General features: G+C 40.4%; 30 protein-coding genes and 1 pseudogene. 22 read left to right on the top strand and 9 right to left on the bottom strand.

Annotation, left to right across the window (positions count from 1 at the left end; genetic code table 11):
- Positions 1-95 precede the first annotated feature (95 nt).
- The 3 genes from DESMER_RS16865 to DESMER_RS16855 form a co-directional block, all read right to left on the bottom strand.
- Complete coding sequence (locus DESMER_RS16865) at positions 96-665, bottom strand: TetR/AcrR family transcriptional regulator (RefSeq protein WP_014904271.1); 570 nt, start codon at positions 663-665, stop codon at positions 96-98.
- Between the two features lie 209 nt (positions 666-874).
- Entirely contained in the window at positions 875-1,315 is a 441-nt protein-coding gene (locus tag DESMER_RS16860; protein WP_014904270.1) for a C-GCAxxG-C-C family protein, read from the bottom strand.
- Between the two features lie 321 nt (positions 1,316-1,636).
- Positions 1,637-2,029, bottom strand: coding sequence for a pyridoxamine 5'-phosphate oxidase family protein (locus DESMER_RS16855; RefSeq protein WP_014904269.1), 393 nt, complete (start codon positions 2,027-2,029; stop codon positions 1,637-1,639).
- Between the two features lie 113 nt (positions 2,030-2,142).
- On the opposite strand from DESMER_RS16855, the gene DESMER_RS16850 reads away from it, so the two are divergent.
- Positions 2,143-2,481, top strand: coding sequence for a winged helix-turn-helix transcriptional regulator (locus DESMER_RS16850; RefSeq protein WP_014904268.1), 339 nt, complete (start codon positions 2,143-2,145; stop codon positions 2,479-2,481).
- Positions 2,482-2,542: 61 nt separating this feature from the next.
- Here the strand turns inward: DESMER_RS16850 and DESMER_RS16845 are convergent, their stop codons facing one another.
- Positions 2,543-3,109 (bottom strand): helix-turn-helix domain-containing protein, encoded by a 567-nt coding sequence (locus tag DESMER_RS16845; protein WP_014904267.1) that lies wholly within the window; start codon positions 3,107-3,109, stop codon positions 2,543-2,545.
- Positions 3,110-3,266: 157 nt separating this feature from the next.
- On the opposite strand from DESMER_RS16845, the gene DESMER_RS16840 reads away from it, so the two are divergent.
- The 3 genes from DESMER_RS16840 (at position 3,267) to DESMER_RS16830 (ending at position 5,309) form a co-directional block, all read left to right on the top strand.
- Positions 3,267-3,467 (top strand): helix-turn-helix domain-containing protein, encoded by a 201-nt coding sequence (locus tag DESMER_RS16840; RefSeq protein WP_014904266.1) that lies wholly within the window; start codon positions 3,267-3,269, stop codon positions 3,465-3,467.
- 244 nt (positions 3,468-3,711) lie between these two features.
- Complete coding sequence (locus tag DESMER_RS16835) at positions 3,712-3,906, top strand: aspartyl-phosphate phosphatase Spo0E family protein (protein ID WP_014904265.1); 195 nt, start codon at positions 3,712-3,714, stop codon at positions 3,904-3,906.
- Positions 3,907-4,124: 218 nt separating this feature from the next.
- Complete coding sequence (locus DESMER_RS16830; RefSeq protein WP_014904264.1) at positions 4,125-5,309, top strand: MFS transporter; 1,185 nt, start codon at positions 4,125-4,127, stop codon at positions 5,307-5,309.
- A 71-nt stretch (positions 5,310-5,380) separates the two neighbouring features.
- On the opposite strand, the pseudogene DESMER_RS24560 reads toward DESMER_RS16830, so the two are convergent.
- Positions 5,381-5,458, bottom strand: a pseudogene (locus DESMER_RS24560) (MerR family DNA-binding transcriptional regulator); the annotation flags it as partial.
- A 105-nt stretch (positions 5,459-5,563) separates the two neighbouring features.
- Here DESMER_RS24560 and DESMER_RS16825 point away from each other — a divergent pair.
- Both DESMER_RS16825 and DESMER_RS16820 read left to right on the top strand, forming a co-directional pair.
- A complete protein-coding gene (locus DESMER_RS16825) occupies positions 5,564-6,340 on the top strand; it encodes a histidinol-phosphatase HisJ family protein (protein WP_014904262.1) in 777 nt (258 codons plus the stop codon).
- Positions 6,341-6,511: 171 nt separating this feature from the next.
- Positions 6,512-8,257 carry a methyl-accepting chemotaxis protein gene (locus DESMER_RS16820; RefSeq protein WP_014904261.1) on the top strand — a complete coding sequence of 582 codons (1,746 nt, stop codon included), beginning with the start codon at positions 6,512-6,514 and terminating at the stop codon, positions 8,255-8,257.
- 171 nt (positions 8,258-8,428) lie between these two features.
- On the opposite strand, the gene DESMER_RS16815 is transcribed toward DESMER_RS16820, so the two are convergent.
- A complete protein-coding gene (locus DESMER_RS16815) occupies positions 8,429-8,896 on the bottom strand; it encodes a CBS domain-containing protein (protein ID WP_014904260.1) in 468 nt (155 codons plus the stop codon).
- Positions 8,897-9,157: 261 nt separating this feature from the next.
- On the bottom strand, positions 9,158-10,444 hold the full coding sequence (hcp, locus tag DESMER_RS16810; RefSeq protein WP_042334701.1) for a hydroxylamine reductase: 1,287 nt from the start codon (positions 10,442-10,444) through the stop codon (positions 9,158-9,160).
- 712 nt (positions 10,445-11,156) lie between these two features.
- Here hcp and DESMER_RS16805 point away from each other — a divergent pair.
- The 6 genes from DESMER_RS16805 (at position 11,157) to DESMER_RS16780 (ending at position 16,105) form a co-directional block, all read left to right on the top strand.
- On the top strand, positions 11,157-11,639 hold the full coding sequence (locus DESMER_RS16805; protein WP_014904258.1) for a GNAT family protein: 483 nt from the start codon (positions 11,157-11,159) through the stop codon (positions 11,637-11,639).
- Between the two features lie 233 nt (positions 11,640-11,872).
- The gene (locus DESMER_RS16800) at positions 11,873-12,421 is read left to right on the top strand and encodes a hydrolase (RefSeq protein WP_014904257.1); all 549 of its coding nucleotides are present in this window, start codon (positions 11,873-11,875) and stop codon (positions 12,419-12,421) included.
- 149 nt (positions 12,422-12,570) lie between these two features.
- Positions 12,571-12,783 (top strand): hypothetical protein, encoded by a 213-nt coding sequence (locus tag DESMER_RS16795; RefSeq protein WP_014904256.1) that lies wholly within the window; start codon positions 12,571-12,573, stop codon positions 12,781-12,783.
- 267 nt (positions 12,784-13,050) lie between these two features.
- Complete coding sequence (locus DESMER_RS16790; protein ID WP_014904255.1) at positions 13,051-14,133, top strand: AAA family ATPase; 1,083 nt, start codon at positions 13,051-13,053, stop codon at positions 14,131-14,133.
- Positions 14,130-14,786 (top strand): hypothetical protein, encoded by a 657-nt coding sequence (locus tag DESMER_RS16785; protein ID WP_014904254.1) that lies wholly within the window; start codon positions 14,130-14,132, stop codon positions 14,784-14,786. The genes DESMER_RS16790 and DESMER_RS16785 overlap by 4 nt, the downstream gene beginning before the upstream one ends.
- Positions 14,762-16,105 carry a vWA domain-containing protein gene (locus DESMER_RS16780; protein ID WP_042333909.1) on the top strand — a complete coding sequence of 448 codons (1,344 nt, stop codon included), beginning with the start codon at positions 14,762-14,764 and terminating at the stop codon, positions 16,103-16,105. The genes DESMER_RS16785 and DESMER_RS16780 overlap by 25 nt, the downstream gene beginning before the upstream one ends.
- Positions 16,106-16,356: 251 nt before the next feature.
- Here DESMER_RS16780 and DESMER_RS24780 read toward each other — a convergent pair whose 3' ends face one another.
- The gene (locus DESMER_RS24780) at positions 16,357-16,515 is read right to left on the bottom strand and encodes a DUF378 domain-containing protein (RefSeq protein WP_083856551.1); all 159 of its coding nucleotides are present in this window, start codon (positions 16,513-16,515) and stop codon (positions 16,357-16,359) included.
- Between the two features lie 55 nt (positions 16,516-16,570).
- On the opposite strand from DESMER_RS24780, the gene DESMER_RS24050 reads away from it, so the two are divergent.
- The 4 genes from DESMER_RS24050 (at position 16,571) to DESMER_RS16760 (ending at position 19,335) form a co-directional block, all read left to right on the top strand.
- Complete coding sequence (locus DESMER_RS24050; protein ID WP_042333907.1) at positions 16,571-16,825, top strand: hypothetical protein; 255 nt, start codon at positions 16,571-16,573, stop codon at positions 16,823-16,825.
- Entirely contained in the window at positions 16,747-17,472 is a 726-nt protein-coding gene (locus DESMER_RS16770) for an acetate--CoA ligase family protein (protein WP_083856508.1), read from the top strand. Before DESMER_RS24050 ends, DESMER_RS16770 begins: the two co-directional genes overlap by 79 nt.
- Positions 17,473-17,659: 187 nt before the next feature.
- Positions 17,660-18,316, top strand: coding sequence for a DUF1638 domain-containing protein (locus DESMER_RS16765; protein ID WP_014904252.1), 657 nt, complete (start codon positions 17,660-17,662; stop codon positions 18,314-18,316).
- A 359-nt stretch (positions 18,317-18,675) separates the two neighbouring features.
- A complete protein-coding gene (locus DESMER_RS16760; protein WP_014904251.1) occupies positions 18,676-19,335 on the top strand; it encodes a hypothetical protein in 660 nt (219 codons plus the stop codon).
- A 107-nt stretch (positions 19,336-19,442) separates the two neighbouring features.
- Here DESMER_RS16760 and DESMER_RS22655 read toward each other — a convergent pair whose 3' ends face one another.
- A complete protein-coding gene (locus tag DESMER_RS22655; protein WP_202949400.1) occupies positions 19,443-19,931 on the bottom strand; it encodes a YoqH family protein in 489 nt (162 codons plus the stop codon).
- A 560-nt stretch (positions 19,932-20,491) separates the two neighbouring features.
- On the opposite strand from DESMER_RS22655, the gene DESMER_RS16750 reads away from it, so the two are divergent.
- The 6 genes from DESMER_RS16750 (at position 20,492) to DESMER_RS16725 (ending at position 26,795) form a co-directional block, all read left to right on the top strand.
- Positions 20,492-21,172, top strand: coding sequence for a cobalamin B12-binding domain-containing protein (locus DESMER_RS16750; protein ID WP_014904249.1), 681 nt, complete (start codon positions 20,492-20,494; stop codon positions 21,170-21,172).
- Positions 21,165-21,863, top strand: coding sequence for a GntR family transcriptional regulator (locus DESMER_RS16745; RefSeq protein ID WP_014904248.1), 699 nt, complete (start codon positions 21,165-21,167; stop codon positions 21,861-21,863). The genes DESMER_RS16750 and DESMER_RS16745 overlap by 8 nt, the downstream gene beginning before the upstream one ends.
- A gap of 46 nt (positions 21,864-21,909) precedes the next feature.
- Complete coding sequence (locus DESMER_RS16740) at positions 21,910-23,760, top strand: ASKHA domain-containing protein (RefSeq protein WP_014904247.1); 1,851 nt, start codon at positions 21,910-21,912, stop codon at positions 23,758-23,760.
- Between the two features lie 240 nt (positions 23,761-24,000).
- Positions 24,001-24,807, top strand: coding sequence for a methyltetrahydrofolate cobalamin methyltransferase (locus tag DESMER_RS16735; protein ID WP_014904246.1), 807 nt, complete (start codon positions 24,001-24,003; stop codon positions 24,805-24,807).
- Between the two features lie 193 nt (positions 24,808-25,000).
- The gene (locus DESMER_RS16730; RefSeq protein WP_014904245.1) at positions 25,001-25,639 is read left to right on the top strand and encodes a cobalamin B12-binding domain-containing protein; all 639 of its coding nucleotides are present in this window, start codon (positions 25,001-25,003) and stop codon (positions 25,637-25,639) included.
- Position 25,640: 1 nt separating this feature from the next.
- Positions 25,641-26,795, top strand: a complete 1,155-nt coding sequence (locus tag DESMER_RS16725) for a uroporphyrinogen decarboxylase/cobalamine-independent methonine synthase family protein (RefSeq protein WP_014904244.1) — start codon at positions 25,641-25,643, stop codon at positions 26,793-26,795.

The following is a 26,795-nucleotide window of genomic DNA, read 5'->3' as shown; positions in this document are numbered from 1 at the left end:
CATAAAAAGTCTTCACCAATAGAGCCAAGAGCTATAAGAATAACAACAAGCCATCGTTCAGTGCAACGGTGGCTTGTATAGTTTAAGTAGATGTGCTATTTTTTCTCCGTTAGTCCCTCCAGAAATAAATCTAATTTGTATTCAAGGTTCTCTTGGAAAGGGATTAGTGAACGGCTGGTTATAGCGGATTGGATCAGGCCCATGAACATCTCTGTCACCATTTCAATTGGAATAGTGACTCTAAATTCTCCATTTTCCTGCCCCTCCCGAATAACATTTACTAAAAAATCTCTAAACTCCGGACCATGGGGCGGTTGTATTGGTGATAGTGACTGGTTACGGTATAATTTAAATAATTGTTGATTCTCTTCAAATATCTTGCCTAAAATCAATAAAAGCTGAGAGATTTTTTGTGGGGGATTAGCCGACGATTGGTTCAGCTCTTCCAGAGACCGTTTAACCTCACTGATTTTCTCAGCCAGGGCATATTTGAGGATGTCTTCTTTAGACTGAAAATAGTTATAAAAAGTACCTATACCAAAATCAGCACCTTCCATAATTTCAGCCACAGTTGTTTCATCAACGCCTTTTTCTATGAACAGTTTAATTGCCACATCAACAATCGATTTCTGCACCTGCAGTTTTTTCCTTTGTCTGCGATCCATTAAGTCCTCCGTAAGCTTATCTCCAACAAAGCTAATTCAACAATGAATTTATTCATTGCTAATTATAGACAGTTATTCAATCATCGTCAAATGTTAACATAACCGTTCTATAGCGTTTGAGTATGGAGCGTAAAATCTTGTGGAGGATTTAATGCATACCTATGCAATAGAATTTGTCAGGTATGCATTTTCAAATTATCATTGAGGTATTATTTCCAAATTTCTTCTACAATCTGTACGGAATCTCTAATTACGTGACTACATATTTTTTCAAATATCCCTGACTCATGGGCAAGTTTAACGTTTTCCGGCTTTGTAAAATCTAAACCCGTAAGATCTTTGCAGGTATAACATCCATGCTTTGCTTTAATCTTCTCGATTAGCTCTTGGGTAAGATAGAAAGTTTTCCCTTGAGAGTCTGGGTCGGAGAGGCCCTCATGGTTCCCGTGTTTTAATCCTATGGCTAAAATTCCTCCACTAACAGCCCCACAAATATCACCTTGACAGGATATTCCTGCACCTAGACCAGTTGAAATCTTTAAGGCTAATTCTCGTTCTAAGCCAAGTTCTTCACTTAGTGCAGCAAAAACGGACTGACTGCATAAAAACCCATTTTTCATCATCATAACAGCCTTTTCAGAAACAGACATATTGTATCCTCCTCAAAATATGAATATGTTCATATTTGTATTATATTCATAAGTATTAAGACTGTCAATCAAAAATGAATACATTCATAAATGAAATGAATTTATATTTTTCTGATTGGGAAGCTAGCCATTTTTGAACTCTCTACTGATGGGGTATTTGCTGTATATTTTCCAGATCTGCCGGGCTGTATTTCAATGGGCGATGATTTTCGGCATAGGAGTACCTTGGAGTGGATAGACCTTAAAATCAAGAGGAATAACAACAAGCCACCGTTCACAGTAAACGGTGGCTTGTAAGTTTAATGGAGTTTAAATCGTAATTTAGAACTTAATTACTTTTGGTTCACCGACAAAGGTAGCTATTGTAGCTACTGCATCCTTCAGATACAATACCTGCGTGTTGGAATCTGTCGCCGAATACCGGGACTGTAATGAAGGATAGCTTTCCAGCATACTCTCCTTTGCTTCAATACGGTCATCCTCTACAGCCACGGCCTGAATGCGAATCCATTCTTGGCCATTAAAAGCGCAAATCTCAATTTTGGGATTTGCTATCATTTGCTTGGAAACGTCCTTTACCTTACCGGTCTGAATATAAAGCTTACCCTCAAAAATGTTGACGGTTCCGAAGGGACGAACTCGTGGCTGATCTCCATCAACTGTAGCTAAGTAATAGGTCTGGCACTTCTTTAAGAACTCAAAAACTTCTTGCATTAAAGAAATCTCCTTTCAAATTTATACAACAAATTTACAATAAAAGTCTTGAAATAACAAGTACGATTATTTATCATACATAGTATCTAGAAAGATACCATTGGGAGGAGACTATGGAAGCAGAAAAGGATTTATTTGGGAAATGCCCTTATATGACAGCACAAAAGGTTCTATCTGGTAAGTGGTCAATAATGATTCTCTACCATCTCGGAAAAAAGACCATGCGCTTTGGAGAGTTGCAGCGGCAGTTGCCTGATTTAACCCAGTCAACACTGACTAAACAGTTACGCGCTTTGGAAGAGAACGGATTAATTGAAAGAAAGATATATCCCCAAGTCCCACCAAAAGTCGAATACTCTTTAAGTGATATCGGGATAAAGTTTAAAAAAGTATTGGTCGAATTGGCAATTTGGGGGGGCGAATACATCGAAACTTTAAAGGATAAGAATTGAAGAGGTATATTGTTAATAGTGGTACCACAGAAATAAGAGGATCCCAGCTGTTCTGTCAGTCCTAATTTTCTTTGCGATATTTATTAAGAATAAATTCTTTGAATTCTGCGAGGGATTTTTTTGCTTCTTCTGGCAGATCCTGCAATGGGTCGTCCGAACCGTAAGCGTCTAAAGTACTGTAACCTTGTTGGCTTTCAAATAAATAGGGTCTTGGTTCAGTGATACGTCCGAGAAGAAAGTCAACAGAACAGTTCAGGCATTCTGCCAAAACTTTCAAAGTGGAGGGGGTGGGATATTTTTCGCCTGTTTCAAATTGTGAGATGTCGTTTAGAGATAGGTTAAGACCTTCGGCTAATTGTTCTAATGAGATATCATTTAGTTCGCGTATCATCTTTAGTCTGCTTGGAAGACAGCATTCTTCAATTATAGAATATTCCGTCCGTCCTAATAAGAAATCAATTGAGACTTTAAAATAATCGGCAATTCTATGTAGAGTATCGTAATCAGGTTTACGTCTATCTACTTCATACTGTGCATATGTACTTCGGGACATACAAAGAATTTTTGCTAGTTCCTCTTGTGTGAGTTCGAATTTATTTCTTAGCTGTTGCAGCCTTTTTCCTAACATTACAAACATCCCTCCTCTCTTATATAGTATAGTCGCAATAAGCGACATTTAAAATATGTGTTGCGAATCTCAACAAAAACATTGACAGTCGCGAATTGCGACTGTATTATTAAGATAATTCGCGTCGTGTTACGCAACGTAACAAAGGGGGAGGATTGTGGCTGAATTTGGCAAGACAAGGCTGTGGCTAGTAAAATATCGGGGGAATTTAACACAGCAACAAGTTGCAAATAAAGCAGGAATAAGCAGATCATACTATGCAGAAATCGAGTCAGGCAACAAAAACCCAGGTGTTAAAACTGCTAAAAGAATTAGCAACGTTTTAATGTTTGATTGGACTATTTTTTATAAATCGTGAGAGTTACTATCAGAGTGAAGGTTCACATAGTATTAAACTTAAACCGCACCTAAATTACCGGGTATAGGTTGAACTGGAGTTAAGGTGAAGAACGTTAAAAAATTGGAGGAGGGCTGTCCTAAGCTCTACCCCTATTTGTTTACTTTTCTTTCAATCCTAAGACATAAAATTAAGTCCTCGGTATTGCCGAGGACTTAATTTTTGGGTGCCCTAATCTCCAAAATAAAAATTGACGGAGGATAATATGTCGGAGATCGACGAATTAATAATCCTAATTGAAGAATTACGCCTGAACGTGATTAAGACAAAAGAGGGAAGAGCTTATACGGATCCGGCAGTTGTAGCCGCAAGTCAAGAGTTGGATAATGTTTTAGACAGGTATCAGGAGATGCTAATGAAAAAAGCGGAGATTGGAGGCCCGATCCTATCGAAGTTTTGAAAAGTGAGATGCGATAAGCCACCGTTTCATAGTGAAACAGTGGCTTATCGCATCTCACCAAAGGCGAACACATTAGTGTACTATTTAACTATACAAAACTCTTGTTGTGGAGGAGCATGATTTTTAGTCTAGACGAAGGGATTGATTAGGAGTATTCTAAGATTGGTCGAGATTATCCTATGGAATAGTTTTTTAATCTGAGAAAGAGGCGCAGTAATTTGAGCAATTTGTATTTAATCTTTTTGAGTATTGGTCATTTAGTTGTGGATTTAGGTCAGGGGATCCTGCCGATTTTAACACCTGTGTTAGCGAAAAGTTTTGATCTCAGCTATTTTCAAGTTGGTATAATCGCCCTTGCATTTACCTTTAGTTCAGCTATTATCCAGCCGATTTTCGGAGTACTCAGCGACCGATATAGTATGCCTTGGTTAATGCCCGTTAGTCTATTTCTTTCAGGTTTTGGTTTGGCCTTGACAGGCATGGTTCACTCATACGGACTATTGTTGCTGGCGGTACTATTAAGCGGTATCGGGGTAGCGGGCTATCATCCGGAAGGATCGAAGTTAGCCCATTTTCTCAGCGAGGACAGCAAAGCGGGGTCATCGATGGCAATTTTCTCTGTGGGAGGTAATCTCGGCTTTGGTCTTGGTCCCATGCTGGCCGTTTTTGTTTTAAGTTTTGCCGGACTGAAGTCGATTCAAGGTGTTATGATCCCCGGGGCTTTGGCCGCGCTGCTCTTCTTGTTTTTACTGCCCAGATATAAGGCCATCTTGGCAGAAAAAAGCCACAAACAGAAAAAGAATACAAAACAAGGAGTAAAAAGCAAGGTTAGGATCGGAAGCCTAATCTTATTGCTGCTGTATGTAACCATAAGATCATGGATACAATCCGGTCTGGTTTATTTTATCCCGTTTTATTTTCCAAGCTTTAGGGGAATTTCTGATCCTGAATATATAGTCAGTATATTTTTGATTGCAGGGGCAGTAGGTACGATTTTGGGCGGGCCTTTTGCCGACCGTTTTGGAGGAAAAAACGGGCTGCTGGTTTCTATGATTGTTAGCCTAATTGCAATCTATCCCTTTTTGCATTTAAACAGCACTTTGATCCCTGTTTTGGCTTTTATTGTCGGAGCAGCACTGATCTCGACTTTTTCAACCACTGTGGTATTCGGTCAAAGATTACTGCCTAATAATATTGGACTTGCTTCCGGTATGCTGCTAGGTTTTGGAGTCGGTATGGGTTCAATTGGAGTTACCTTACTTGGAGGAATCGCTGACCACTTTGGTCTGCCCTTAACTATAAACATAATCAGTCTGCTGCCAATTCTGGGAATTATTCTGGCTGTTACTCTGCCGGATATTAGAGCACGGGAAGCTGTCGTTGAGCCGAATCCCGCTGCCTAGAAGTCTGTCTCGTAGCAGAAAACGACCTGCCTCTGAAAATTTACATTTTCAGAGGCAGGTCTTCGATTGTATAGGTCAATTTGATCATAATATCGGAGGGTTTTAGTTGAGACCTTTCCAATTTTAGAAAACTGTCCGATTGTGTACACATTTCCTCCTCCTTTTTTGTCGACAGTATAAGTATAAACCTTCCAGTTAAGGGTAAAGTCAATACCAATCATCTTAGTTCAGGAATTAATAATGGAGGACATATCATGAAAAAAGCAGATTATCATATACATTCCGATTTCTCTCCGGACTCTACACTTACCATGGATCAAGCCTGTGAGAGAGCCATTAGTTTAGGTCTTGAGGAACTTTGTTTCACAGATCACTTTGAAATAGCTGAGGACATTAGAATCGACTATACCAAATACCGACAAGCTGTGTTTAGAGCAAGGGAGCGTTATGGAAAACAGCTGTCCCTAAAGATTGGCTTAGAAGTAGGCTTTGATAAAAACTCTCAACATCAGATTCAGGAGTACTTAGAAGACAAAGACTTTGATTTTGTGATTGGGTCCTTGCACAGAGCTGAGGGTTTGGATTTATTTAATGGCGAATTTTTTAGAGGGAAAGAACTAAAGGTTGCCTTCAGTGACTATTTCAAGGTTATTCATGAGTCCATTCCCAGCTTTGATTTTTCTGTGTTAGGTCATATAACTCTCATTAAGCGTTTCTTTTTACTGCTTAAGGTTAACCCGTCGGATATTGATTGGAGTTATTATGACGAAGGAATACAGGCAATACTGCAAGACTTAATTGCCCGAGGAAAGGGAATAGAACTGAATCTGCGCAACCCCTTGCTTGATCTGGATTTTCGAGTCCTTCGCTTCTACAAGGAGTTAGGGGGAGAAATCATCACCCTAGGTACGGATTCTCATCATACCACAAGTATGCATGCAATGGAGGAGGGATTTCAAGCCCTTCGGGAAGTAGGCTTCCGCTATTATTGCGTTTTTGACCATCTAAAACCTCTTTTCGTCTCAATTTAGCTACGTTTAAAGGAATTTTGTAAAACATGTCGAAAGAAATTATATGAGGAAGATATTCGTTCAAATCTAAAAAGGAATAGTGAGCAATAGGGCTCTTTATTCAACCCTGGTAACCGGGGTTAAATGAAGAGCTCTTTTTTAATATAGGGATGATTAAGAGGAGGGAGTTTTTTGAGTAATTGGTTGAAACGTTACCTTGTACTTATCGTATTTTCAGGGGTTATGTTTTCCTTAGGGGTCATGTTTAGGAATAGCAATTATACTTTTCCATTGCTTTTAGTGAGTATCGGCGGCTTTATGACTATTTGCTTATTACATATCAGAAAAACCTTCGAGTTGTTAGATTACTCTATAGAATACCTGAAACGGGGATCCCTAGGGGATTACATGGTTTTAGAAAAGGGCGTAAAGTTGGTTGAGCAGTTAAACCACCAAATAACGGCAATTCTTGAAAGCAATAATTTAGACCGTGAAATGCTTATAAATATTCAAAAGAAATTGTTAATGGAAAATCCTGAATTTATAGCTTTAAGTTCTTTCTGGGAACCCAATGCATTTGACCAGAGAGACAGTAGTTTCCAAACTATAGATTACTTTGATAAAGGTACTTTTACAGCCTATGTTTACCGTGATGAGGAAGCAGGTGCTAAGGTCATTAGTCTCGGTGATATCTATAATCAGCCATGGTACACTGTGCCAAAGAAAACCCGTAAAATCACAATAACTGAGCCTTATGAGGAAAATATTAAAGGCAAAAAGATTTTAATGGCGAGTGTGGTTATGCCGATTATTTATAAGGGTAAGTTCCTGGGAGTTATTCCCACAGACATTGTCTTAAACGAGATTGAAGAAATTCAAGCAGATGTTGTATTGTATAAAAATAGGTTCAGAAATACACTAACCGAAACAATTGTCGCGCGATTGATCAATAGAAAGGATGAGTTTGGTATTCTCGGACAAGCAATCAAAGCGACAAATGTCAGCCAAAAACAGATTTTGAGTCGGTTGTTGCAAACAACGAACCAAGTTACAGAAACTTCTAAAGAACTAACAGTCATATCACAAGAGTCGGCCAAAGCAGTTGAAGAGATTTCTAAAACCATCGAACAAATTGCATCGAGTGCAACCACTCAGGCCTTAGAAACAGATAACGGCGTCAATGAGATTGCGGAATTAGGTAAGATTATTGAGTTGGATCAACAATATTTGAATGACCTAAACAATTCAGCTCAAACAGTTGAAAGAATGAAAAACGAGGGTATAATCGCTATAACAGAACTGATAGAGCGCACACGAGAAAGAGAACAGTATACCGAGCGGATCGAGGAAGGGATTAATAAAACGAATGTAAGTGCCGAGAAAATTTACTCTGCAAGCAAACAGATTCAGAATGTCGCAGATCAAACTAATTTGTTAGCACTAAATGCGGCTATTGAAGCAGCCCGGGCTGGTGAAGCCGGAAGAGGATTTTCCGTCGTGGCAGAAGAAATTCGGAAGTTAGCAGAGCAATCAAGCAACTTGACCAGCGAAATTCATTCCGTAATAGATGAGTTACAATCGAATTCACAAAGTGCTGTAGAAATCATCGGAAAAAGTTCAGTCATTGCTGAGAAGCAAGAAAGCAGTGTTAAAATTACAAGTGAGCGGTTTGAAGGAATAGCACAAGCTGTTGAAAAGACCAAACAAATTATCGGCAACTTAAATGTTTCTGGGCAAAGTATGAAGGAGAAAGAGATACAACTTATTAATATGGTGAAGAAATTGGATCGTATTGCCGAAGAAAATGCCGCCAGTACCCAGGAAGTTTCGGCAGCTTCTGAAGAGCAAACAGCATCAATGATTGAAATAGCCAATGCAAGCCAAGGTCTTTCTACGTTAGCTTATGAATTGCAACAGGCTATTAATAAATTTAAGTAAGTACGTTTATTGACGAACCAATTTCCGGCCTGGATCCTAAAAAGGCACCTAATGTCACAAAACATATCAAAGAACTATCTTGCATAGTGAGCATAGTCTTCCCAAAAGCAAATACCAGGCCTTCTGAAATTCAGGAGGCCTGGTATTTGCTTTTTCGTTAAAGAAGCACCGCTAAGTAAGAGATAATGAGCGTTCAGAACTACGATCCTTCATTTTGAAGGTGGGAAAGTAGTGGGGAGAATTTATGAGGTTTAAACAATACTTAATAATTTCGCTGCGACGGACAATACCAATAAATATTCCGTTATCGTCAACAACAGAGACAAAATTTTGTTCGGTGGCGTAGGAGAAGAGATCTTCCATTTGGGCATCTACGTTAACCGGATTGTTAAATGTATGCCGTTCTATGTCTTTGAGGGAAATCTTTTGGGTATTCATAAAGGTTAGCCCCGGTGAATTTTTCATTTTCCAAAGGAGATCGCCTTCTGTTAAAACTCCCACGTATTTACCATCATCGTCGATGATAGGTACAGAGGTATACCGATGATATTTCATTCGCTCTAATGCCTGGCGCATGGTTGAATTTATGTTTAAGTGAATAACATCTTTTTTGGGTAAAAGGAAAAATGCGATATTCATTTTCAAACCTCCAATCAGGTTATATTGCATAATTACGTTGTTATATTTCAAAGGTTACTAATGTAGCGAGATATCATAAAAATGTACAACTTGTAAAGATATTCACAAGTATAGCCTAACATTTATGGGAACAAAAGTCCATAGAGCAAAGACATGGTAGATATAAAAATACTCTATGGATTTCTCGAAGTCTGATAACCTTAAATAAAGCGTGGTCAAGGATTGTCACCCTTGACCACGCTTTATTACTTATAGATTATCCTATTTACCTGCTAACATCTTGGGAAGGTCAGTCTTCACAGCTCCGGTCAATTGAAGATTGAAGTTTTCTTGGAGGACACTCAACACACCAGGAGTAATGAATTCCGGAGCTTTTGGCCCAACATAGATGTTCTTTACACCTAAGCTAAAGAGTCCCAATAGAATAGCCACGGCTTTTTGTTCAAACCAGGAGAGAACAATAGTTAGAGGAAGGTCGTTTACACCGCAGCCAAAGGCATCTGCTAATGCTAAAGCAATTTTCACGGCTGAACCAGAGTTATTGCATTGACCTAAATCGATATAACGGGGAATTCCATCAATCGTACCAAAATCATGGTCATTAAAACGGAACTTTCCACAGGAAGTGGTTAATATGACACAGTCTTGAGGAACGGAGAGAGCTAATTCACGATAATAATCGCCGCCTTTTCCCGGGGCATCACAGCCTGCAATGACAAAGAAGCGCTTGATTTTCCCTGCTTTTACGGCTTCAATAATTTGTGGGGCAATACCTAAAACTGTAGTATGGTGAAATCCCGTCAGCAAAGTCTTATTCGATTTGACATCTGCCTTAGGCAAGGACAGAGCCTTTTCAATGATTGGAGTAAAATCGTCATTGGCGATTTTGGCGACTCCTTCCAAACCTGCTACGTCGTATGACCAGAATCGATCGCTATAACTTCCTTTAATCGGCATCACGCAGTTGGTTGTGCCAAGGATTGCTCCGGGAAAAGCTTCAAAGAGCTGCCGCTGATCAAACCAGGACTTACCGATATTACCCTTCAAATGCTCGTATTTTTTTAGATGGGGATAACCATGTGCCGGCAACATTTCAGAGTGGGTATAAATATTAACGCCTTTGCCCTCGCTTTGTTTGAGAAGCTGTTCCAGGGCAAACAGGTTATGCCCGGTGACGACAATACAATGCCCCTCAATTTTGTCTTCGGAAACGGTCACAGGTGTTGGTGTTCCCAGTAAAGCTGTATGAGCTTGGTCCAAGACATCCATAATCTTGACAGTTGCCGTTCCAACTTTAAGGGCCATGCCAATTGTTTCGGTAAGATTAAAATTTGAGTTGGTTAAGGTTGAATACAACGCTTCATGAGTTATCTTCTCGACTTCCGGGTCGCTATAACCCAGTTGCCGTGCATGTGTGGCGTAGGCCGCTACCCCTTTTAAACCAAAAATTATGGTGTCTTGCAGGCTAGCGATATCCGGGTTCTTACCGCAGACTCCGAATTTAGTGCACCCGCCGCTAGGGGTTTGTTCACATTGATAACAAAACATTTGATTGATTTCTTTTGCAGAGGCTGTATCGTTTTGGGATTTACCACCAAATGTGAAAAGATCTTTTAATGACATTGTGTTTTAATCTCCTTTTGTTATGTGACTTATGAATTTATGATACTTTATGAAGAGGGATTAGGCTGTGACTAGTCAGTCCTTTTTTTAGTGCTATAAATCACCTTTGAACTGTTAATTGAATCACAAAACGTGTAGCGGAACGTGTAGCGGGGACGGTCCTTTTAACACAAGAAATTGTGTTAAAAGGACCGTCCCCGCTACACGCCGCTACACGCACCGCTACACGCAAAACCCCGGATTAATCCGGGGTTTTAGAGGAATGTTTTGCTAATTAGATGGTTTCTTGTAATATGGATTATCAAAATAAGTGTTGCAAACTGAGCAGTAGATCTTCTCTTCATAAGGATGATCACTCGCACTAAATAAAGTATTATTACAGTTTGGGCAGAAAAATTTAAACATCCTCGCTAACTCTTTTCTGTTTTTATAATCTTTCTGCTTCGCTTCGCTATAGGTATTATACTAGAAATTCAAACAAAATAAACTATCTATATACAGATGACATGATATCATAGGAGATGCTAGTTTGAATCGGGTTACCTTGACGGATATTAACAAAACAACATTTGAAATTAAGAAAATCCGAACATATGTGATTAAAAGTATTTAAATGACAAAAAAGGAGACTGTTAAGATGATTTTCAGACAGGCGCTGCCCCAAGAGATAAATTATATCTTCAGTGAAGGTTTCAAAGAGTGGAGCAAAAACAGGACGTTTGAACAATATTGCAGGGATAATGCCAAGGAAGATGTGTATGGCACAAGATACGTCCTAGATGTCGATAACGAAATTGTCAGTTCACTGATATTATTAAAACTTAAGGATATTGCAGGAAAAAGAGCATTTGGTATAGGGTCTGTATTAACACCAAAAATTCACGCCGGCCAAGGTTATGCCTCAAAATTGCTAATAAACTGTATCCAAAAAGAAAAAGATGACTGCTTCGTTTTTTTGTTTTCAGATATAAACCCTGAGTTCTATGAACGATTAAGCTTTAAAATTTTGCCTTCGAAATTTCAAAGATACGAAAAAAGTGTCTGCATGGTATATTGTAATGATGCTAACTGGAATGAACTTTTGAATTGTTCATTAGATGCAATACCCAACTATTTTTGAACCGGTCCGGCAGTGGTGCCCATCAGATTTACTAGCTGACAGGTGCCCTTTTGGTATTATTTCGAATATACATAATTGGTAGAAGGAAAATCAGAAAATTCGGCGAATAAGATACTCAAGAATGCGGTATCCCCTGAAAAGGCACAATCTCAAATAATTTTCCGAGAAAAACAAATCGATGAATTATTTACTTTAACGAAGTTATTAAACAAAGTAGAGTGGAGGTAACTAACTTGAACAAATATTTATTGATTGAGTCCGAAGTAGTGTTAATGATCATTGATATTCAAGACAAATTAATGCCTGTAATGAAATACGGCGAACAAGTTATTCAAAACGTCAATACACTAATTTCCGTTGCCAAGAAATTAAGTGCTCCTATCATCGTTACAGAACAATACCCCAAAGGTTTAGGGAAGACGGTTTCAGAGGTAAGCAACAATCTCGAGGGATCATTAACCTACGAAAAGTCTACCTTTTCAGGCTGTACCAGTGAGGTAACTTCGGCACTCAAGGGGCAGGGACGAAAGAAAATCATTGTTACCGGAACAGAAACCCATGTTTGTGTTTTTCAAACGGTAAGGGATTTACTTGATAATGGGTACCAGGTTTTTGTAGTGCGAGATGCGGTGTGTTCAAGAACCAAGGAGAATTACTTAAATGGGTTATCCCTAATGACATCTATGGGAGCAGTAGTGACTAACACAGAAACGGTATTATTCGATTTGGTTAAGCAATCAGGTACACCTCTGTTCAGGGAACTCTCTAAACTGATAAAATAGAGAAGTAATGCAGGTAGCTACAATGGGAAGTTTAGTCATAATTTTAAATTATTATATCTTGTGGGCTGCAAAACTCACAGGTTTTTAAACTTACTCTTCATGGTGAACTTAGACTTAATATAGTCAAACGTACAAGGGGGAACTTATTTATGGTTTGGATGAATGTTGATAAACCAACCAAGAAGTGTACCTTACACATGAATAGTAGTTGTAACTACTTGCAAGAGAAACGTGAGACAGAGTATAAAGGAATAGGTAACTTAAAATGTGATGGTGGATGGTTGAGTTTTACTGATCCAAAATTAGCAAAATTATATCATCAAATTAATTTGCCTGAGTACGAACTTATTGACCATTGTTAAAGCCGAGGTTGAGAGATATTAATGGTTACGAAAGTAGGTATATGTGAGACTATCGTCGAACAGAAAACTTTGTACAATAATAGAGACAAGTCATATGTGAAAGGAATGAACACTGAAACCAAGCTATTATAGGGTTCTAGGAAATACTTAGGATTTTAGTTATATTTTAGAGAAAAAATGGAAAGGATTTGAGTTATGAACTAAGGTCATACATGCGGTGCTGCTTTTAACGGGCACGGTCTGGACCAACGGAGGTGCGAAACAAAATTGTCTACGAATTGTGCCCTTGCTATTGCTATTCAGGCTGGAGTCCCGATCCTAACCTGGGGGCCCCCAGGTGTGGGAAAAACAGCATCCATTACTATGCTTGCGGATGGACTGGCACTCCCCTTAGAAGTTGTCCTGGCATCTATCCGTGAACCGTCGGATTTTTCCGGTCTTCCGGTCATTGGGGAGGAGGGTGTCCGTATGGAGCCTCCTGCCTGGGCCCATCGCCTGGCACGAGCCGGAAAAGGTGTGCTTTTTCTAGATGAAATTTCAACAGCTCCGCCTGCGGTTCAGTCTGCTCTATTAAGAGTCGTTTTAGATAGGGTTGTAGGGGATTTAGCTTTACCTAATAGAGTAACTGTTGTTGCATCGGCAAACCCGCCGGAACAGGCGGTTGGTGGATGGGATCTTTCTGCGCCTTTGGCGAATAGATTCTGCCACCTTTTTTGGTCTCTGGACACCCAGGGCTGGGTAGACGGTATGATTGGGGGATGGAGTATCTCCGACTTACCCCACCTGCCTTCGTCTTGGGAGAATTCAATACGAGAAAAAGAGATGCTTGTTGCCGCCTTTGTCCGGCATAGGCCCCATTTATTACTCCAGGTGCCCAAAGATGAAGGTCAAGCCGGGAAAGCTTGGCCGTCGCCCAGGTCTTGGTCCATGACAGCCAGGTTATTGGCAGCTGCGGAAAGTGTGCTGGCAAATGAGGATGTCGTGGCAACACTTACTGCTGGATGCATTGGCGAAGGAGCCTGTTTGGAGTTCTTAGCCTGGTGCAGGGATTTGGATCTGCCTGATCCAGAAGATATTTTGGCCAATCCGACCTACTTTCGGTTGCCAGATCGGGGAGACCAGGCCTTTGCCATACTTGTTTCAGTCATCGCTGCCGCTGTGGGCAGGCTGACTGAGGAGCGTTGGTCTGCTGCTTGGAGAGTACTTGCCCAAGCATCGGAACATGGAAAAAGAGATATAGCAGCGGTTGCAGCCAAAAGATTAGCTGCAGCCAGGAAACCGGAATTATCTTTACCCCTGAAAGAAGTACAGGAATTTGCTCCGTTGCTTCAAAAAGGGGGACTAATGTGAATCTTCCTTATGTATACCGCAATATCCCCTGGAAAGAAAGTGTTTTCAAGCAATCCGGCCGAGTTTTAGTAAGCATGGAAGGGATGATAAGGGAATCCAGATTGGACTTATTGAATTATGAAGGCTCGAAACTGTCGGCTTATCACATTTATGCTGTTCTCAAAGTAGCCCTCACTGAGGAATGGGTCGAAACACTGGAAAACCTGCATCGAAACAGGAAAAATCAGTGGAAGGCAGAAAAATCTGTAAGCCCTGAAGGGGAAAAAGAGTACCGGCTTTATACAATTAGCCAGAAAGAGCCTGTCTGTTCCTCGGTAATTACCATTTCCAACAACCAAATCCATGACTTCTCCATTCTCTTGGAAGATGCGGCACCTCTCCTTAAGAAAATCATAGAGGATTATCCTCCCGTTTTTCTGCAACGCTACCGAAATCACCCACTCAATCATCATTTGCCATCCCTTTATTATTTGGACGCTAAAAACCAGCAATTCTTGAAGCTTCCAGACCCAATCCAAGAGCAGAGAGAGCGAACCCAAAGAATTATTGTTGATGAGCATGTTTTTTCTTCAGGAATCTCTCGGGCTGGGGAAACGTCTGGAATCCTCGAAACAATTGAAGCCATTAAATGTTTGGAGGTGTTGCAGGCGTGATTCTCCCTCTTGAGCTGCAGGCTGCCCGTATCCGCCTAGCGATAGAACGTCCCTATTTGGCTTCTGCTGCCTGGGCCCTCCAGCCGGTGCCAAAGCCTGGCTTGACATCACTGGCCGTCGATATGTATTGGAGACTCTACTACGATCCTGCCGTATTATCCATGTGGCCGGTGGAAGTACTCGAAGGCGCTTTATACCATGAAATTTGTCATCTTCTCCGCAATCACTCGGAAAGGATGAGAAACTATAATCCCCAATTAAGCAATATCGCTGCTGACGCGGAAATTAATGACGACCTCATCTGTGAAGGCGTTAAGCTTCCGGCTCAAGCAGTAACTCCCGAATCTATCGGACAACAGGATAATCTCCTAGCTGAGGAATACTATGCAGCCTTGGAGAAAAAGGAATGGCCGTCATCAGCCAAGCAAGCAAAGAATAATCCACTGTCAAATTCAACAGTGGAAAAAGAAACTGAAGACGCAGCTGATGCTTGTGATCGGAACTCTTCAAAGGCTGAAGAAGGAGAGTGCAGTGGTTCTAATTCACCGGAAGAAAAAAGTGAACTTCCTTCACCAGGATCAGGCCGGTGCGGCTCTTGTGCAACCGGTCAAATGGCGTCTTGGGAGGATAAACCGCCTAGCAAAGAGTCTTCCTCGGGTCTAAGTGTAACGGAGGGAGAATTAATCCGCCGGAATGTTGCCAAGCAAATCAAGGAACATACAAGAGGTCAAGGCGGTGTACCTGGTCATTGGGTCCGCTGGGCGGAAGATAAGCTTTATCCAAGAGTAGACTGGCGAAAACAGCTTGCAGCAGCTGTTCGATTTGCAGCAGCGGATATAAGCGGAAAAGTAGATTATACCTATCGTCGGCCCTCGCGCCGTCAGGGACAGGTCGGAAATGGTGATGTAATTTTTCCGTCCATGCATTGTCCAGTACCTTCAGTAGCTGTTCTGGCGGATACTAGCGGAAGCATATCTGAGAAAATGCTTGCCCAGACCTTAGCCGAAATATCCGGTATCTTAAAGTCCCTGGGACAAAAGGAACGAATCCACGTTTTGGCTGTTGATCAAACTGTTGAGTTTTGCCATCGGGTGTTTCGCCCAGAACAAATCAAACTTGCGGGAGGCGGCGGAACAGACATGGGGGTTGGCTTGGAAGCTGCTTCAAGATTAAAGCCTAGGCCTCAATTGGGAATAGTTATTACTGATGGGGTTACACCATGGCCCGATCGTCCACCACGAGGGATGAAAGTAATTGTTGCTTTGTACGGAGACAGAAGCGCTCCGGCTTGGGCCAATGTAATCCATATCTGTTCCTAAAAGGGTAAACACGACTTGATATAAATTATCAGAAATCACTTTGCTTTTTCCTGAAACTAGTAATTCAATAAACTAGGGGCTGTTGCAATACGAACAGAGTTCGTAGAGCATCGGCCCCTAGTTTATTTATAAAAAATATAAACAACGTATTAAATGGACACTATCAATTAGTTTTTGAATTTAATTTTAATGTGTTAATACCGAAAGAAGACCAAGCTCGACTGCTAAGCATATTTGGGAGAATTGCTTTCTCACCTTACTTTATTATTTGTAAAAAGGAAAGAGATAGAGTAAACACCTGCTAGACCTACTAGTGTATAAATAATTCTACTTAATCCAGATGAAGACCTTAAGGTTGGAGCAAAGGCTGCCTCCTCGCATACCGGCTCTCTGGCAGGGGTTGACCAGATCTATGACGGTTTTTTAAAACAAACAGGGATCATCAGAATTGATGGGTACGAAGAGATGATTGCTTTTGCCCCATTTACTTCAGCGGGCCGATTACCTCAAGGAAAAAACGTTGCCATAGTGAGCATTTCCGGCGGTATCGGAATTACTCTAGCCGATGCGTGCGAGGGGCTGGGTTTAACTCTTCCCATGCTTAAAGAAAGCACTATGGCAAAGATGAAAGAGGTTCTTCCATTCTTCGCATCCGCCCAGAACCCCATCGATATGACAGGCAAGTTCATGACTCATCCACAAATACTATTGACCTGCTAGGGATATCTAAGAACCTCCTAGCCAGTTTCGGCATTCCGGTTACCAAGGAAAGCTTGGCCCAAAATGAGGATGAGGCTGCTTTCATGGCTAGGCAGATAGGATATCCTGTAGTTCTCAAGGTGGATTCACCGGATATTCCGCACAAAACCGAAGCAAATGCTTTAATGCTTAATCTGTCCTCGGAAGAAGATGTAAGAAGGGCGTACAAGATTGTACTGCAAAATGCAACAAAACATAAGCCGAGTGCCAGGATTAATGGGGTCTTAGTTCAAGAAATGTTGTCGGAGGGTATTGAAGTAATAATTGGGGTTACCAGGGACAAAGTATTTGGTCCAACTATTATGTTTGGCTTGGGCGGAATTTACGTAGAAGTGTTAAAAGATGTTTCCTTCCGTGTAGCACCACTTAGTCCCGGAGATGCCCGGGATATGATTGAGGAAATAAAGGGTTTTGGGTTACTCAAGGGAGTAAGAGGAAAGCCGCCCGCCGATTTAGATGCGCTTGTGGATGTAATTATGAAGGTATCTGCCATGGTAACGGAACTAAAGGATCGAGTTGAAGAGCTGGATATCAACCCCTTAATAGTATATCCTGCTCAAATGGGGGCTAAGGCTGCAGATGCTATGGTTGTTCTACGAAGCAGTTAAATTATTACTCGGCGGAACATATTAGCAGAGCATAATACTTGTCGTTTTAAATACAATCTAGCATTTACAGATTAAACGCGGTATATTTAATACAATACCGAATTTGCAGGTTCACTGATTAGCAAAAGAACTGGGTGTTCACGTGTCAGACTGGCTGAAGTAAGACGAGTCAGAAGGAGATAGTATTATGAGTCTGAAAATAATTGCCTGTGAGGTCATGAAAGAAGAACTGCTCGGAGTTGCTTCAGGTCGGGATATTGATTTTGAGTTTCTTCCCCAAGGAAAGCATAATTATCCGGATAAATTAGGTCAGGAATTGCAAGGTATTTTAGATGGGTTAAGGGGTTATTCACATGTTATCCTGGCCTTTGGTCTGTGCGGCAATGCAACAAAGAATTTACGGGCGGGTGATTTTAAGCTGACCATCCCCAGGGTTCACGACTGCATTCCCCTGTTGCTTGGCTCACAGGAAAGCTATGATAAACATCACCGGGAAGAGGTAGGAACCTTGTATTTGTCCTGTGGTTGGACAAACAGCGAAGGCTCTGTTCTGGGAGAGTATAAGCGTACTCTTGAAAAGTATGGGGCCAAAAAGGCTGCTCGAATCTATGACATGATGTATAGTGGTTATAAGCGGGTATTATTTATTCGGACAGGAGTTGCAAATGAAGAAAACTATCTGAAGATCTCCAAAGAGATCGGAGAATTACTAAAATTGGATCATCAAATTATCCAAGGGGATTTGACATATATTGAAAGGCTAGTCAATGGGCCTTGGCCTGACGGGGAGTTTATTAACATTCCTGCCTACGGAAGCATTGAGGAGTCTTATTTTATGAGGTGAATATCTAAATTAGAAAACGACCGGTAGCCACGAGAATGGATATTGATGCTGACGGAACATTTATTGGGTTATTCTAATAGAACGGAAAAAGACCGCCGAACCTTCAGGACACAAGGAATTGGCGGTCTTTAAAATGTCTTGAATAACCTAGCTAATATGAGTGTACAATGACGCTAGAACCGGAGTTAACAATGGACCGGAAAGTTAACAAAATCTCAACTTATTCAACTATTCATTAGAATATGGATGCTTCTTTAAACACGCTTTATCCCTTCAAACCTTCTGGAATATTTTTTATAAAGGGTTAATTTTAAGACTGTCGAATTAGACTATAATGATACTTTTTGGAGTGATTGAAAATGAAAAGGAATCTTTATGAAAGATTGGAGACTCTGTTTTTTACCATATTTATTGTCATGATTTTTATAGTTGGTACTTGGGATGGAATCCAAGGGTTAGTCAATAAAGTCCATGAAACTATTGAAGTCCATGAAACTAAGGAACAGCTTCTTTTACACATAAGACAAGAGGAAACCTTATTAGCTTTAACGGTTAAAAATGTTAATGACTGGGATTCGGAACCATTACTACCAGATTCGCCTGAACTAACAAAGAAAATGTTAATTACTAAAACTCAAGTAGCCCAAAAAGGTAAGGGTATCCAAGAAACTCGGAGGGATAATTTAGAACTACTAAGAACGGATGCATATAAAATCGGAGATACACAAGTAGCAAATAATCTGCTGCTTTTTGTAGAGATAGCTATAGAAGAGACAGCCATAACATTAAATGATTACGAAAATAAGCTACATGATTTACGCTATCTTCAAGAAAATCTTTATGACACAAGTTCTAACGATGAATCTGTTTTGAAACATCTTTGTAATAGAGTTAAATATACTTCGAGTGAAGATTATACTAACGCAAAAAAGGTTCTAAGTAATACATTACAACGAAGATTTAATAACGTAGATATTAGTCAAGAAATTCACGATATCCTAGCAACTAGCAACTTCTGAGAGATCTAAAATATTTCTGAGTTAACACAACTTGACCTGAATATACTACATTATTTCAAAGGCCAGTTCTGAAAGAAAGGCAGATCCTTCTCTTTCTGGGCTATTTATCAAAAGCAACTAAAAATTCCTTCAAATAAAATATGGTCTCCTGGGGGCGGACTCATATCACCCTGATTAGCACTAATTATTAATCTGATGTTTGGAAGGATTTTCAGCGTTCCTAAATCTATAGTGCTTGCCCAAGAGGGAGTTGGCTCATTTGTTGTTTCGTATAGCGGTTTTGATAGGATATTGTCTATATAGGCAGCGTAGCTGGAGTAATTCCCCAAAAATGACGGAGCCAGCAGGTTAGAGACAATACTTATAGTATGATTACCAGTTGGGCCGATATAGGCAATAGCGTTGGCAATGATACCAGATGGTATTTGTGCCGTAGGCGTAAGTAGGACGGAACATGGTAACGTTAATTGACTCGGTATCTGCCCAGGCAAGCATAAAACATCACTCGGATAAATTACATTTGGATCAGATATTTGAGGGTTAGCTTTAATTAAGTCAGCAAGTTTTACTCCGAATTTTTGAGCGATTGAATACATAATGTCTCCTGATACGACAGTATACATTCTATAACCTGGAGGACAGCTTGAAGGTAAGCGAGGAGGCATAAGAACAATCTCCTTCCAAACTTTTATTTAGGATAAAGCCCTATGGTTTAGTATACGTATATTAAAGTTATTGGTGAAAGAGCCTGGTTATTGATGAGGTTTTTAAGACCATTAGCAGTGATTATTATATTAGATACTTAATAATATTCTTCAAGGATAACAGAACATGATTAGAACAAAACTAGCCGCCTTGTGAGGCGGCCTGAACTCAGTTCTGGGTTCAGGTAAAACTTCAATTATTTTGCGAGTTGCTTATGCTAGCTCCCTACGGAAGAATTGATGAGTCTGTGATTTTATGAGTGAAAGCTAAATTAGATATAAGGGTTGAGATTGCCAATTCAATATTGGACATTATGACTTAAAATAAGATTAGAACGTTTGACAAAACAAATTTTTGATTATAATATAAATTTAAAATATTCCTTTTGTTTATACCTGTATATATAAGAATAATTCTTGCAAAACCCTAAAATGGTTTGGGGAGGAAAAAGATGAATGACTTTACAGAGATAAAGGAATCACTAGTCAGCTATGTGGAACAATTAGACGAAGAAAAGTCCCTGGAATTGGCTAGAGAAGCCTTAAATGCAGGGATTGATCCTCTAAGCCTGATTGATGTAATGAATGAAGGAATGAAGAGAGTAGGGATACTTTACGACTCTAAGGACTATTTTATTGCTGATCTAATCATGGCAGGGATGATTTTTAGACAAGTACTAGGGCTAAAGGAAATAACAGATTACTTCCACAGAACCAATCATAAAAAAATTGGGAAAGTAGTTATTGGAACTGTCAAAGGAGATATCCACGATATTGGAAAAGATATTTTCAGGTATATGTTAGAGGCCAATGGCTTTGATGTAATTGATTTGGGAGTAGATGTAGCGAGAGAAATCTTTATTAAAAATGTCCAAAAGCATAATCCGGATATTTTGGCCCTTAGTGGTGTTTTAACGAGCACCGTAGATGAAATGCGAGAAATCGTAAACGCTTTGAAGGAAGTTCAGCTTAGAGATAAGGTTAAGATCATTATTGGTGCTAATCATCTAACGGAGAATTCTTTCAGGTTCATAGGTGCGGATGGATTTGCTACAGATGCTTCAGTAGGCGCTAAATTGTGTAGGGAATGGATGAATCTTGGCCACGGGCAAGGAGTAGAAGGTAATGGGTGATCCAGTTTATATAAAAATTGTCGAAGATATTAAGAAGAAAGTCAACAGTGCAGAATTGAAGCCCGGTGATACCGTTCCTCCTGAAGCCGCCCTTTGTAAAGAATATGGTGTTAGCAGAATGACGGTCAGAAAAGGGTTAGCAATTTTATCGAGTGAGGGATATATTTATTCTGTTCCGGGTAAAGGAAGTTATGTCCAAAAACCAGAAGTTAACAAATATACGTTATATTATGATGAGATGAATAACCCAATTAATAGTGTGGATAAGGCAAGATTGTTGGAAGTAACGATTATCATGCCCGATGAAAAATTAGCAGATGAGTTGCAGATTACAAGAAATAAGCATGTTATTATGATTCGCAGGTTGTTCTATACCGATGGAAGCCCAGTAGCATACGATGTTAAATATCTGCTGTATAACAAAGGGATGCCTATCGTTGAAAAAGAGATTGAACAGGCTACATTCCAGGAAATGGTGGCAAATTCTTTGCCTATTTTTGCACTAAAGAAAAAGATAAGTATTAGTGCAGAGATACCTAATGAAGATATTAAAAGATATCTCAATATCTATGATGATCTGGCTTTACTGGTAGTTAAACTGAAACTTTACAACAATGAAAATAAACCCATTGGGATAGGCTTTACTAGTTACAGGGGAGATTATATAAAATTACAGGGTAGCAGTGATTAATTTAAGTGTATTGGTCAGATGTTGAAGATATAGGGGGCGAAACATCGTGAACTATCACAGAGTGGTTTTTCAACCAGGTGACGTGCTGCTGGAAGTGCCGGAAGGTAAAAATCTGAAAGAGGCCATGAATGATGCAGGTTTGGAGTTCGATTTTCCCTGCGGCGGCAGAGGAACATGCGGGAAATGTCGGGTCAGAATTTCTAAGGGATTGGCCGCACCGGTTCCTAGAGAACAAGAGATAATTCAAGCTCAAGAATTAGATGCAGGTATTCGCTTAGCCTGTTTAACTACTGTAGACAATGATTTGCTAGTTGAACTTCCAAACAAAAATCAACTTAAACACAATATCCTAATAACATCTGAGGCCAGGTCTTTCCAAATTGCTCCCCACCTGCAAAAACTGTATCTTGAAATTGAAAAACCCTCCCGTGAGGCTCACAGTTCTGATTGGCATCGCCTAAAGGATAGTTTAATAAAACAGGGCTACAAGGAGCGTGCATTGGAATCAGAGATTTCAATTTTCAGGAAGATGCCGGATGTGCTTAGGGAGGCGGATAACCGTGTCACTGCTGTTATGTATGGCAGTGAAGTAGTTGGGATCGAACCGCTGGATTCTAGGAATACATTGCTGGGAATGGCCTTTGATATCGGAACCACTACTATTGTGGGCTATCTCCTCGATCTGTCTTCTGGGGAAGAGTTGAATGTAGTTTCGGCCCTTAATCCACAGACGGCTTTTGGGGCCGATGTTATTTCCCGCCTTACCTTTGCAAGCCATGAAGAAAGTGGTTTAAACAAACTGCACAACGCAGTGATTGAAGCTATTAATAAACTTATTGCCGAGGCAATCCAGAAGACCTCTATTGGAAGAGAGCACATCTATGGCATCTCTATAGCAGCAAATACTTGTATGCATCATATCTTTTTAGGCATAAATCCCCAGAGCATTGCAGTATCTCCCTATGTTCCTGCTCTCAGCGAGCCTTTGGTTTTAGATGCTTCAGACCTTAAGATTGACATTAATCAGGCAGGAAAGGTTTTTGTGCTGCCGAATATTGCTGGTTTTGTGGGGGCTGACACGGTAGCTGTGTTATTGAGCACTGAGTTAGATCAGAGTAAAGATATTAAGCTTGTTATTGATATCGGGACTAATGGCGAAATTGCCCTTGGCTCAAGAGAAAAGATAGTTGCCTGTTCAGCTGCAGCTGGCCCTGCCTTTGAGGGTGCCCAAATTAGCAGTGGGATGAGGGGCGCTGTGGGGGCGATTGATCATGTTTATTATCGAGAAAGGCTTGAGTATGGGGTCATAGGAGGAGGCAAACCTTTGGGAGTGTGCGGCTCCGCTTTACTGGATACCGTTGCCGGATTAGTAGAACTTGGTATCCTGAATAAGAGAGGTAAAATCTTAGCACCTGACCAATTAACAAATCCTGTGGCTCAAAGATTTAAGGAAAACCTTATTGAGTATGAGGGACAAGGGGCTTTTCTGCTTGCTAGGGAAAATGAAACAGGGCATGGCAGACCCATTATGATTACCCAGAGTGATATACGAGAACTTCAGATGGCCAAGGGGGCTATGGCTGCCGGGGTAAGGGTCTTACTGGATGCCTATGGCATTCAGGTTCAAGATATTCAAGAAGTACTTTTGGCTGGGGCCTTTGGAAACTACTTAAACCCACATAGTGCTTGTGTCATCGGATTAATTCCTCCTGAGCTGGAAAGCAAGATTAAGATGATCGGCAATGCGGCGGGTACCGGTGCAAAGTTGGCATTGCTATCGGCCGATGAATATCGAAGGGCAAGGGATATTGCTGAAGATGTAAAGTTTGTGGAATTAGGCAGTTACCCAAGATTTAATAGTATTTTTGGAGAATGCACTTATTTTAAAGTTCCATAATCTAAGCGCAATAAAGCAAGGACGAAGCACTATCTAGGTAGGCGCTTCGTCCTTGTTTTATTTGCCCAAAAACACAACAATTAAAGCTAAAGGCTAGCTCAGAAGCCAATATTTTTAAAATTTACAATATTGGCTTTTGTGAAAAAGATAATTTGACAAAAATATTGAATATTGCTAATATATGAATATAAGATACATGTATATACAGGAATAGATATGCTTTGAGGAGGGATGCCTTTAATGATTATTATTGGAGAAAAAATTAATGGAACAATCCCAAGTGTTAAGAAAGCCATAGAACAAAAGGATGAAGAATTTATTCGTGATCTAGCCCTGCGGCAGACGGAAGCAGGTGCAGATTATCTTGATGTCTGCGCCAGTACTTCCCCGGAAATAGAAGAAGAAACTTTACTGTGGCTTATGAACATCGTGCAGAATACCGTAGATACGCCCCTCTGTATTGACAGCCCCAATCCACTGATTATTGAGAAAGTCTTTCCCTATGCTAAGAGACCCGGATTAATAAACTCGGTATCTGAGGAAGGGGGAAAGTGTGAAATAATTTATCCCATCATTAAAGGTACAAAATGGGAAGTTATTGCCTTGACTTGTGATAATAGGGGTATCCCTAAAGACACTCGTACAAGAGTAGAAATCACAGAGATCATGGTAGATAAAGCCCTTAAATACGATATAACTCCTGATCGAATCCATATTGATCCCCTTGTAATGGCTCTATCTGCAGATAATCAATCCCTTGTAAACTTTGTAGAGACATTAAAGGAAGTAAAAACCTTATTTCCCACTATTAAAGTAACTTCAGGCTTGAGTAATATATCCTTTGGAGCGCCTTTAAGAAAAGTCATAAATCAACACTTTTTAACCTTGGCAATGTATGCAGGAATGGATTCAGCCATCCTGGATCCCTGTAACCGAGATATAGTGACAACTCTGTATGTAACAGATGCTTTACTGGGAAAAGACCGCTTTTGCAGGAATTACCTGAATGCGTACCGTAAAAACAAGATTGGCCCCGTAAAGGTATAAATTAAAATTTAGGATGGAAGGAAATTTTTTTATTCAATAAACTTGTATATACAGTTAAACAATGGTCTATCCAAAGTCATTTTTGTCCTGATGGAACAACATCCGGAGTAAACCTGTCGTCAATAAAGTTCTAATAGGACATACAATACAACCTTTTTAAAGAGACTATTAACTAATTAGAGGAGGTTTCATCATGATCGATTTACAGGCACTAACTCAAGCAGTAGGAGACCTTGACGAAAAAACTATCATGACCATGATTGAGGATTTTGTAGCGACAAACCCCAGCGGTGAAGATGCTCAAAAGATTGTTTTTGCCTGCCAGCAAGGCATGGGAATAGTCGGAGAGTTGTTCGAAAAAAATGAGTACTATGTGGGGGACTTGATTTTTGCCGGAGAATTGCTATCCAAAACAATTGATCTTTTAAAACCTGTACTAAATGATGTAGCCACTGAAAAAGTAGGATCTATTGTTATTGGAACTGTGCAGGGGGATTTACACGACATTGGAAAAAATATTTTCGGCAGTATGGCCGAGGCTGCAGGCTTTGACGTTTATGAATTAGGGGTTGACGTATCACCAAGTGCCTTTGTAGAGAAGGTAAAAGAAGTTAAACCACAAATTGTGGGGATGAGTGGTGTTTTGACTCTGGCTATTGATTCTATGAAAGAAACGGTCAAAGCCATCACGGAAGCAGGTTTAAGGGATAGTGTAAAGATCATTATTGGGGGAAATCCTGTCAATGAAGATGCCTGTAAGCAAATCGGCGCAGATGCTTTTACTACAAACGCCGCAGAAGGGCTGAAAACTTGTCAAGGGTGGGTGAGTTAAGATGACAGATGCTATAGCAAGGACAAATGAACGAAACCAATTATTTAAAGATCTGTTCAGTGGAAAAACTCCCAAAAGAGTACCAATCAGTAACCCTGCAACTCAAGACTTTGCAATTCAGTATGCAGGGTTGGACTTGGCTGAATGCCAATGGGATCTAACAAAGTTAGAGCCTGTCTATGATAAGTTTTGTCAAGATTTCTATACTGACACCTATCCTGGCGGTTCGATCAGAATTCCCTCCCATTATCAAATTTTAGGCTCTACTCCTATTGTCATGAGTTCCAGCGGATTCATGCAGCATCCGGATGTGGTTGGGATGTTGGCTGAAGAATACGACGAGTTTATTGCCTCCCCTTATGACTGTATAGTCGAAACTATTTTGCCCAGGTTGTACACGGAGTTTAACGGCCCTCCCGGAAAAGTGGCAATGGCCTTAGCTAAGGCAATGAAAGCCCAAGCCGACGATCTAGCTTCTTTAGGCGCAATAAGAGCAAAAATGAATGCAAAATATGGCTTCGCTGGTATGGTTGGTGCTTTGACAGAAGCTCCCTTTGACTTTATGTCTGATTTTCTTAGAAGCTTTAAAGGGATTTCAGGGGATGTTCGCCGATATCCGGATAAAGTTGCGGCTGCCTGCGAGGCAGTACTACCTCTGATGATCAAAAAAGGGACTCTGCCGAATCCTTCCATGCTAGGTTATACCTTTATTCCCCTGCACATGGCTCCCTATTTGCGGGAAAAGGACTTTGCAGCCTTATACTGGCCTACCTTCAAAAAGATGGTGGAAACCTTGGCAGGGATGGGACAAAGTGTCCAATTATTTGTGGAACAAGATTGGATGAGATATCTGGACTACCTATATGAATTGCCGGAAAATACCATCATGAGGTTCGAATACGGAGATCCGAAAATTATTAAAGAAAAGCTCGGTAAAAAGCACATTATTTCGGGACTCTATCCTGTGACATTGCTGCAAACCGGGACAAAGCAGCAGTGTGTAGATAAAGCCAAAGAATTATTGGATATACTCGCTCCCGGCGGAAGATATTGGTGGCAGGCGGATAAGAGCATCATTCATTTGGATATCAATGGTCCGGTTGTAGAAAATCTCAGAGCTGTCTTGGACTATGTGCATGAAAACGGAACCTACTAA

The sequence above is a fragment of the Desulfosporosinus meridiei DSM 13257 genome (assembly GCF_000231385.2).
Lineage (GTDB): Bacteria > Bacillota > Desulfitobacteriia > Desulfitobacteriales > Desulfitobacteriaceae > Desulfosporosinus > Desulfosporosinus meridiei.
Note: the sequence above shows the minus strand (reverse complement) of the source record. Positions and strands in the feature narration are given on the sequence as shown.

What these genes read in the sequence shown, in the direction of transcription:
- DESMER_RS16735 (WP_014904246.1), top strand. Translation starts at nt 24,001, where the DNA reads ATGATTATTATTGGAGAAAAAATTAATGGAACAATCCCAAGTGTTAAG.
- DESMER_RS16865 (WP_014904271.1), bottom strand. Translation starts at nt 665, where the DNA reads ATGGATCGCAGACAAAGGAAAAAACTGCAGGTGCAGAAATCGATTGTT.
- DESMER_RS16765 (WP_014904252.1), top strand. Translation starts at nt 17,660, where the DNA reads ATGAGTCTGAAAATAATTGCCTGTGAGGTCATGAAAGAAGAACTGCTC.
- DESMER_RS16855 (WP_014904269.1), bottom strand. Translation starts at nt 2,029, where the DNA reads ATGCAAGAAGTTTTTGAGTTCTTAAAGAAGTGCCAGACCTATTACTTA.
- DESMER_RS16845 (WP_014904267.1), bottom strand. Translation starts at nt 3,109, where the DNA reads ATGTTAGGAAAAAGGCTGCAACAGCTAAGAAATAAATTCGAACTCACA.
- DESMER_RS16780 (WP_042333909.1), top strand. Translation starts at nt 14,762, where the DNA reads ATGTTTGGAGGTGTTGCAGGCGTGATTCTCCCTCTTGAGCTGCAGGCT.
- DESMER_RS22655 (WP_202949400.1), bottom strand. Translation starts at nt 19,931, where the DNA reads ATGTATTCAATCGCTCAAAAATTCGGAGTAAAACTTGCTGACTTAATT.
- DESMER_RS16760 (WP_014904251.1), top strand. Translation starts at nt 18,676, where the DNA reads ATGAAAAGGAATCTTTATGAAAGATTGGAGACTCTGTTTTTTACCATA.
- DESMER_RS16730 (WP_014904245.1), top strand. Translation starts at nt 25,001, where the DNA reads ATGATCGATTTACAGGCACTAACTCAAGCAGTAGGAGACCTTGACGAA.
- DESMER_RS24050 (WP_042333907.1), top strand. Translation starts at nt 16,571, where the DNA reads ATGATTGCTTTTGCCCCATTTACTTCAGCGGGCCGATTACCTCAAGGA.
- DESMER_RS16825 (WP_014904262.1), top strand. Translation starts at nt 5,564, where the DNA reads ATGAAAAAAGCAGATTATCATATACATTCCGATTTCTCTCCGGACTCT.
- DESMER_RS16725 (WP_014904244.1), top strand. Translation starts at nt 25,641, where the DNA reads ATGACAGATGCTATAGCAAGGACAAATGAACGAAACCAATTATTTAAA.
- hcp (WP_042334701.1), bottom strand. Translation starts at nt 10,444, where the DNA reads ATGTTTTGTTATCAATGTGAACAAACCCCTAGCGGCGGGTGCACTAAA.
- DESMER_RS16795 (WP_014904256.1), top strand. Translation starts at nt 12,571, where the DNA reads ATGGTTTGGATGAATGTTGATAAACCAACCAAGAAGTGTACCTTACAC.
- DESMER_RS16750 (WP_014904249.1), top strand. Translation starts at nt 20,492, where the DNA reads ATGAATGACTTTACAGAGATAAAGGAATCACTAGTCAGCTATGTGGAA.
- DESMER_RS16860 (WP_014904270.1), bottom strand. Translation starts at nt 1,315, where the DNA reads ATGTCTGTTTCTGAAAAGGCTGTTATGATGATGAAAAATGGGTTTTTA.
- DESMER_RS16815 (WP_014904260.1), bottom strand. Translation starts at nt 8,896, where the DNA reads ATGAATATCGCATTTTTCCTTTTACCCAAAAAAGATGTTATTCACTTA.
- DESMER_RS16745 (WP_014904248.1), top strand. Translation starts at nt 21,165, where the DNA reads ATGGGTGATCCAGTTTATATAAAAATTGTCGAAGATATTAAGAAGAAA.
- DESMER_RS16805 (WP_014904258.1), top strand. Translation starts at nt 11,157, where the DNA reads ATGATTTTCAGACAGGCGCTGCCCCAAGAGATAAATTATATCTTCAGT.
- DESMER_RS16850 (WP_014904268.1), top strand. Translation starts at nt 2,143, where the DNA reads ATGGAAGCAGAAAAGGATTTATTTGGGAAATGCCCTTATATGACAGCA.
- DESMER_RS16835 (WP_014904265.1), top strand. Translation starts at nt 3,712, where the DNA reads ATGTCGGAGATCGACGAATTAATAATCCTAATTGAAGAATTACGCCTG.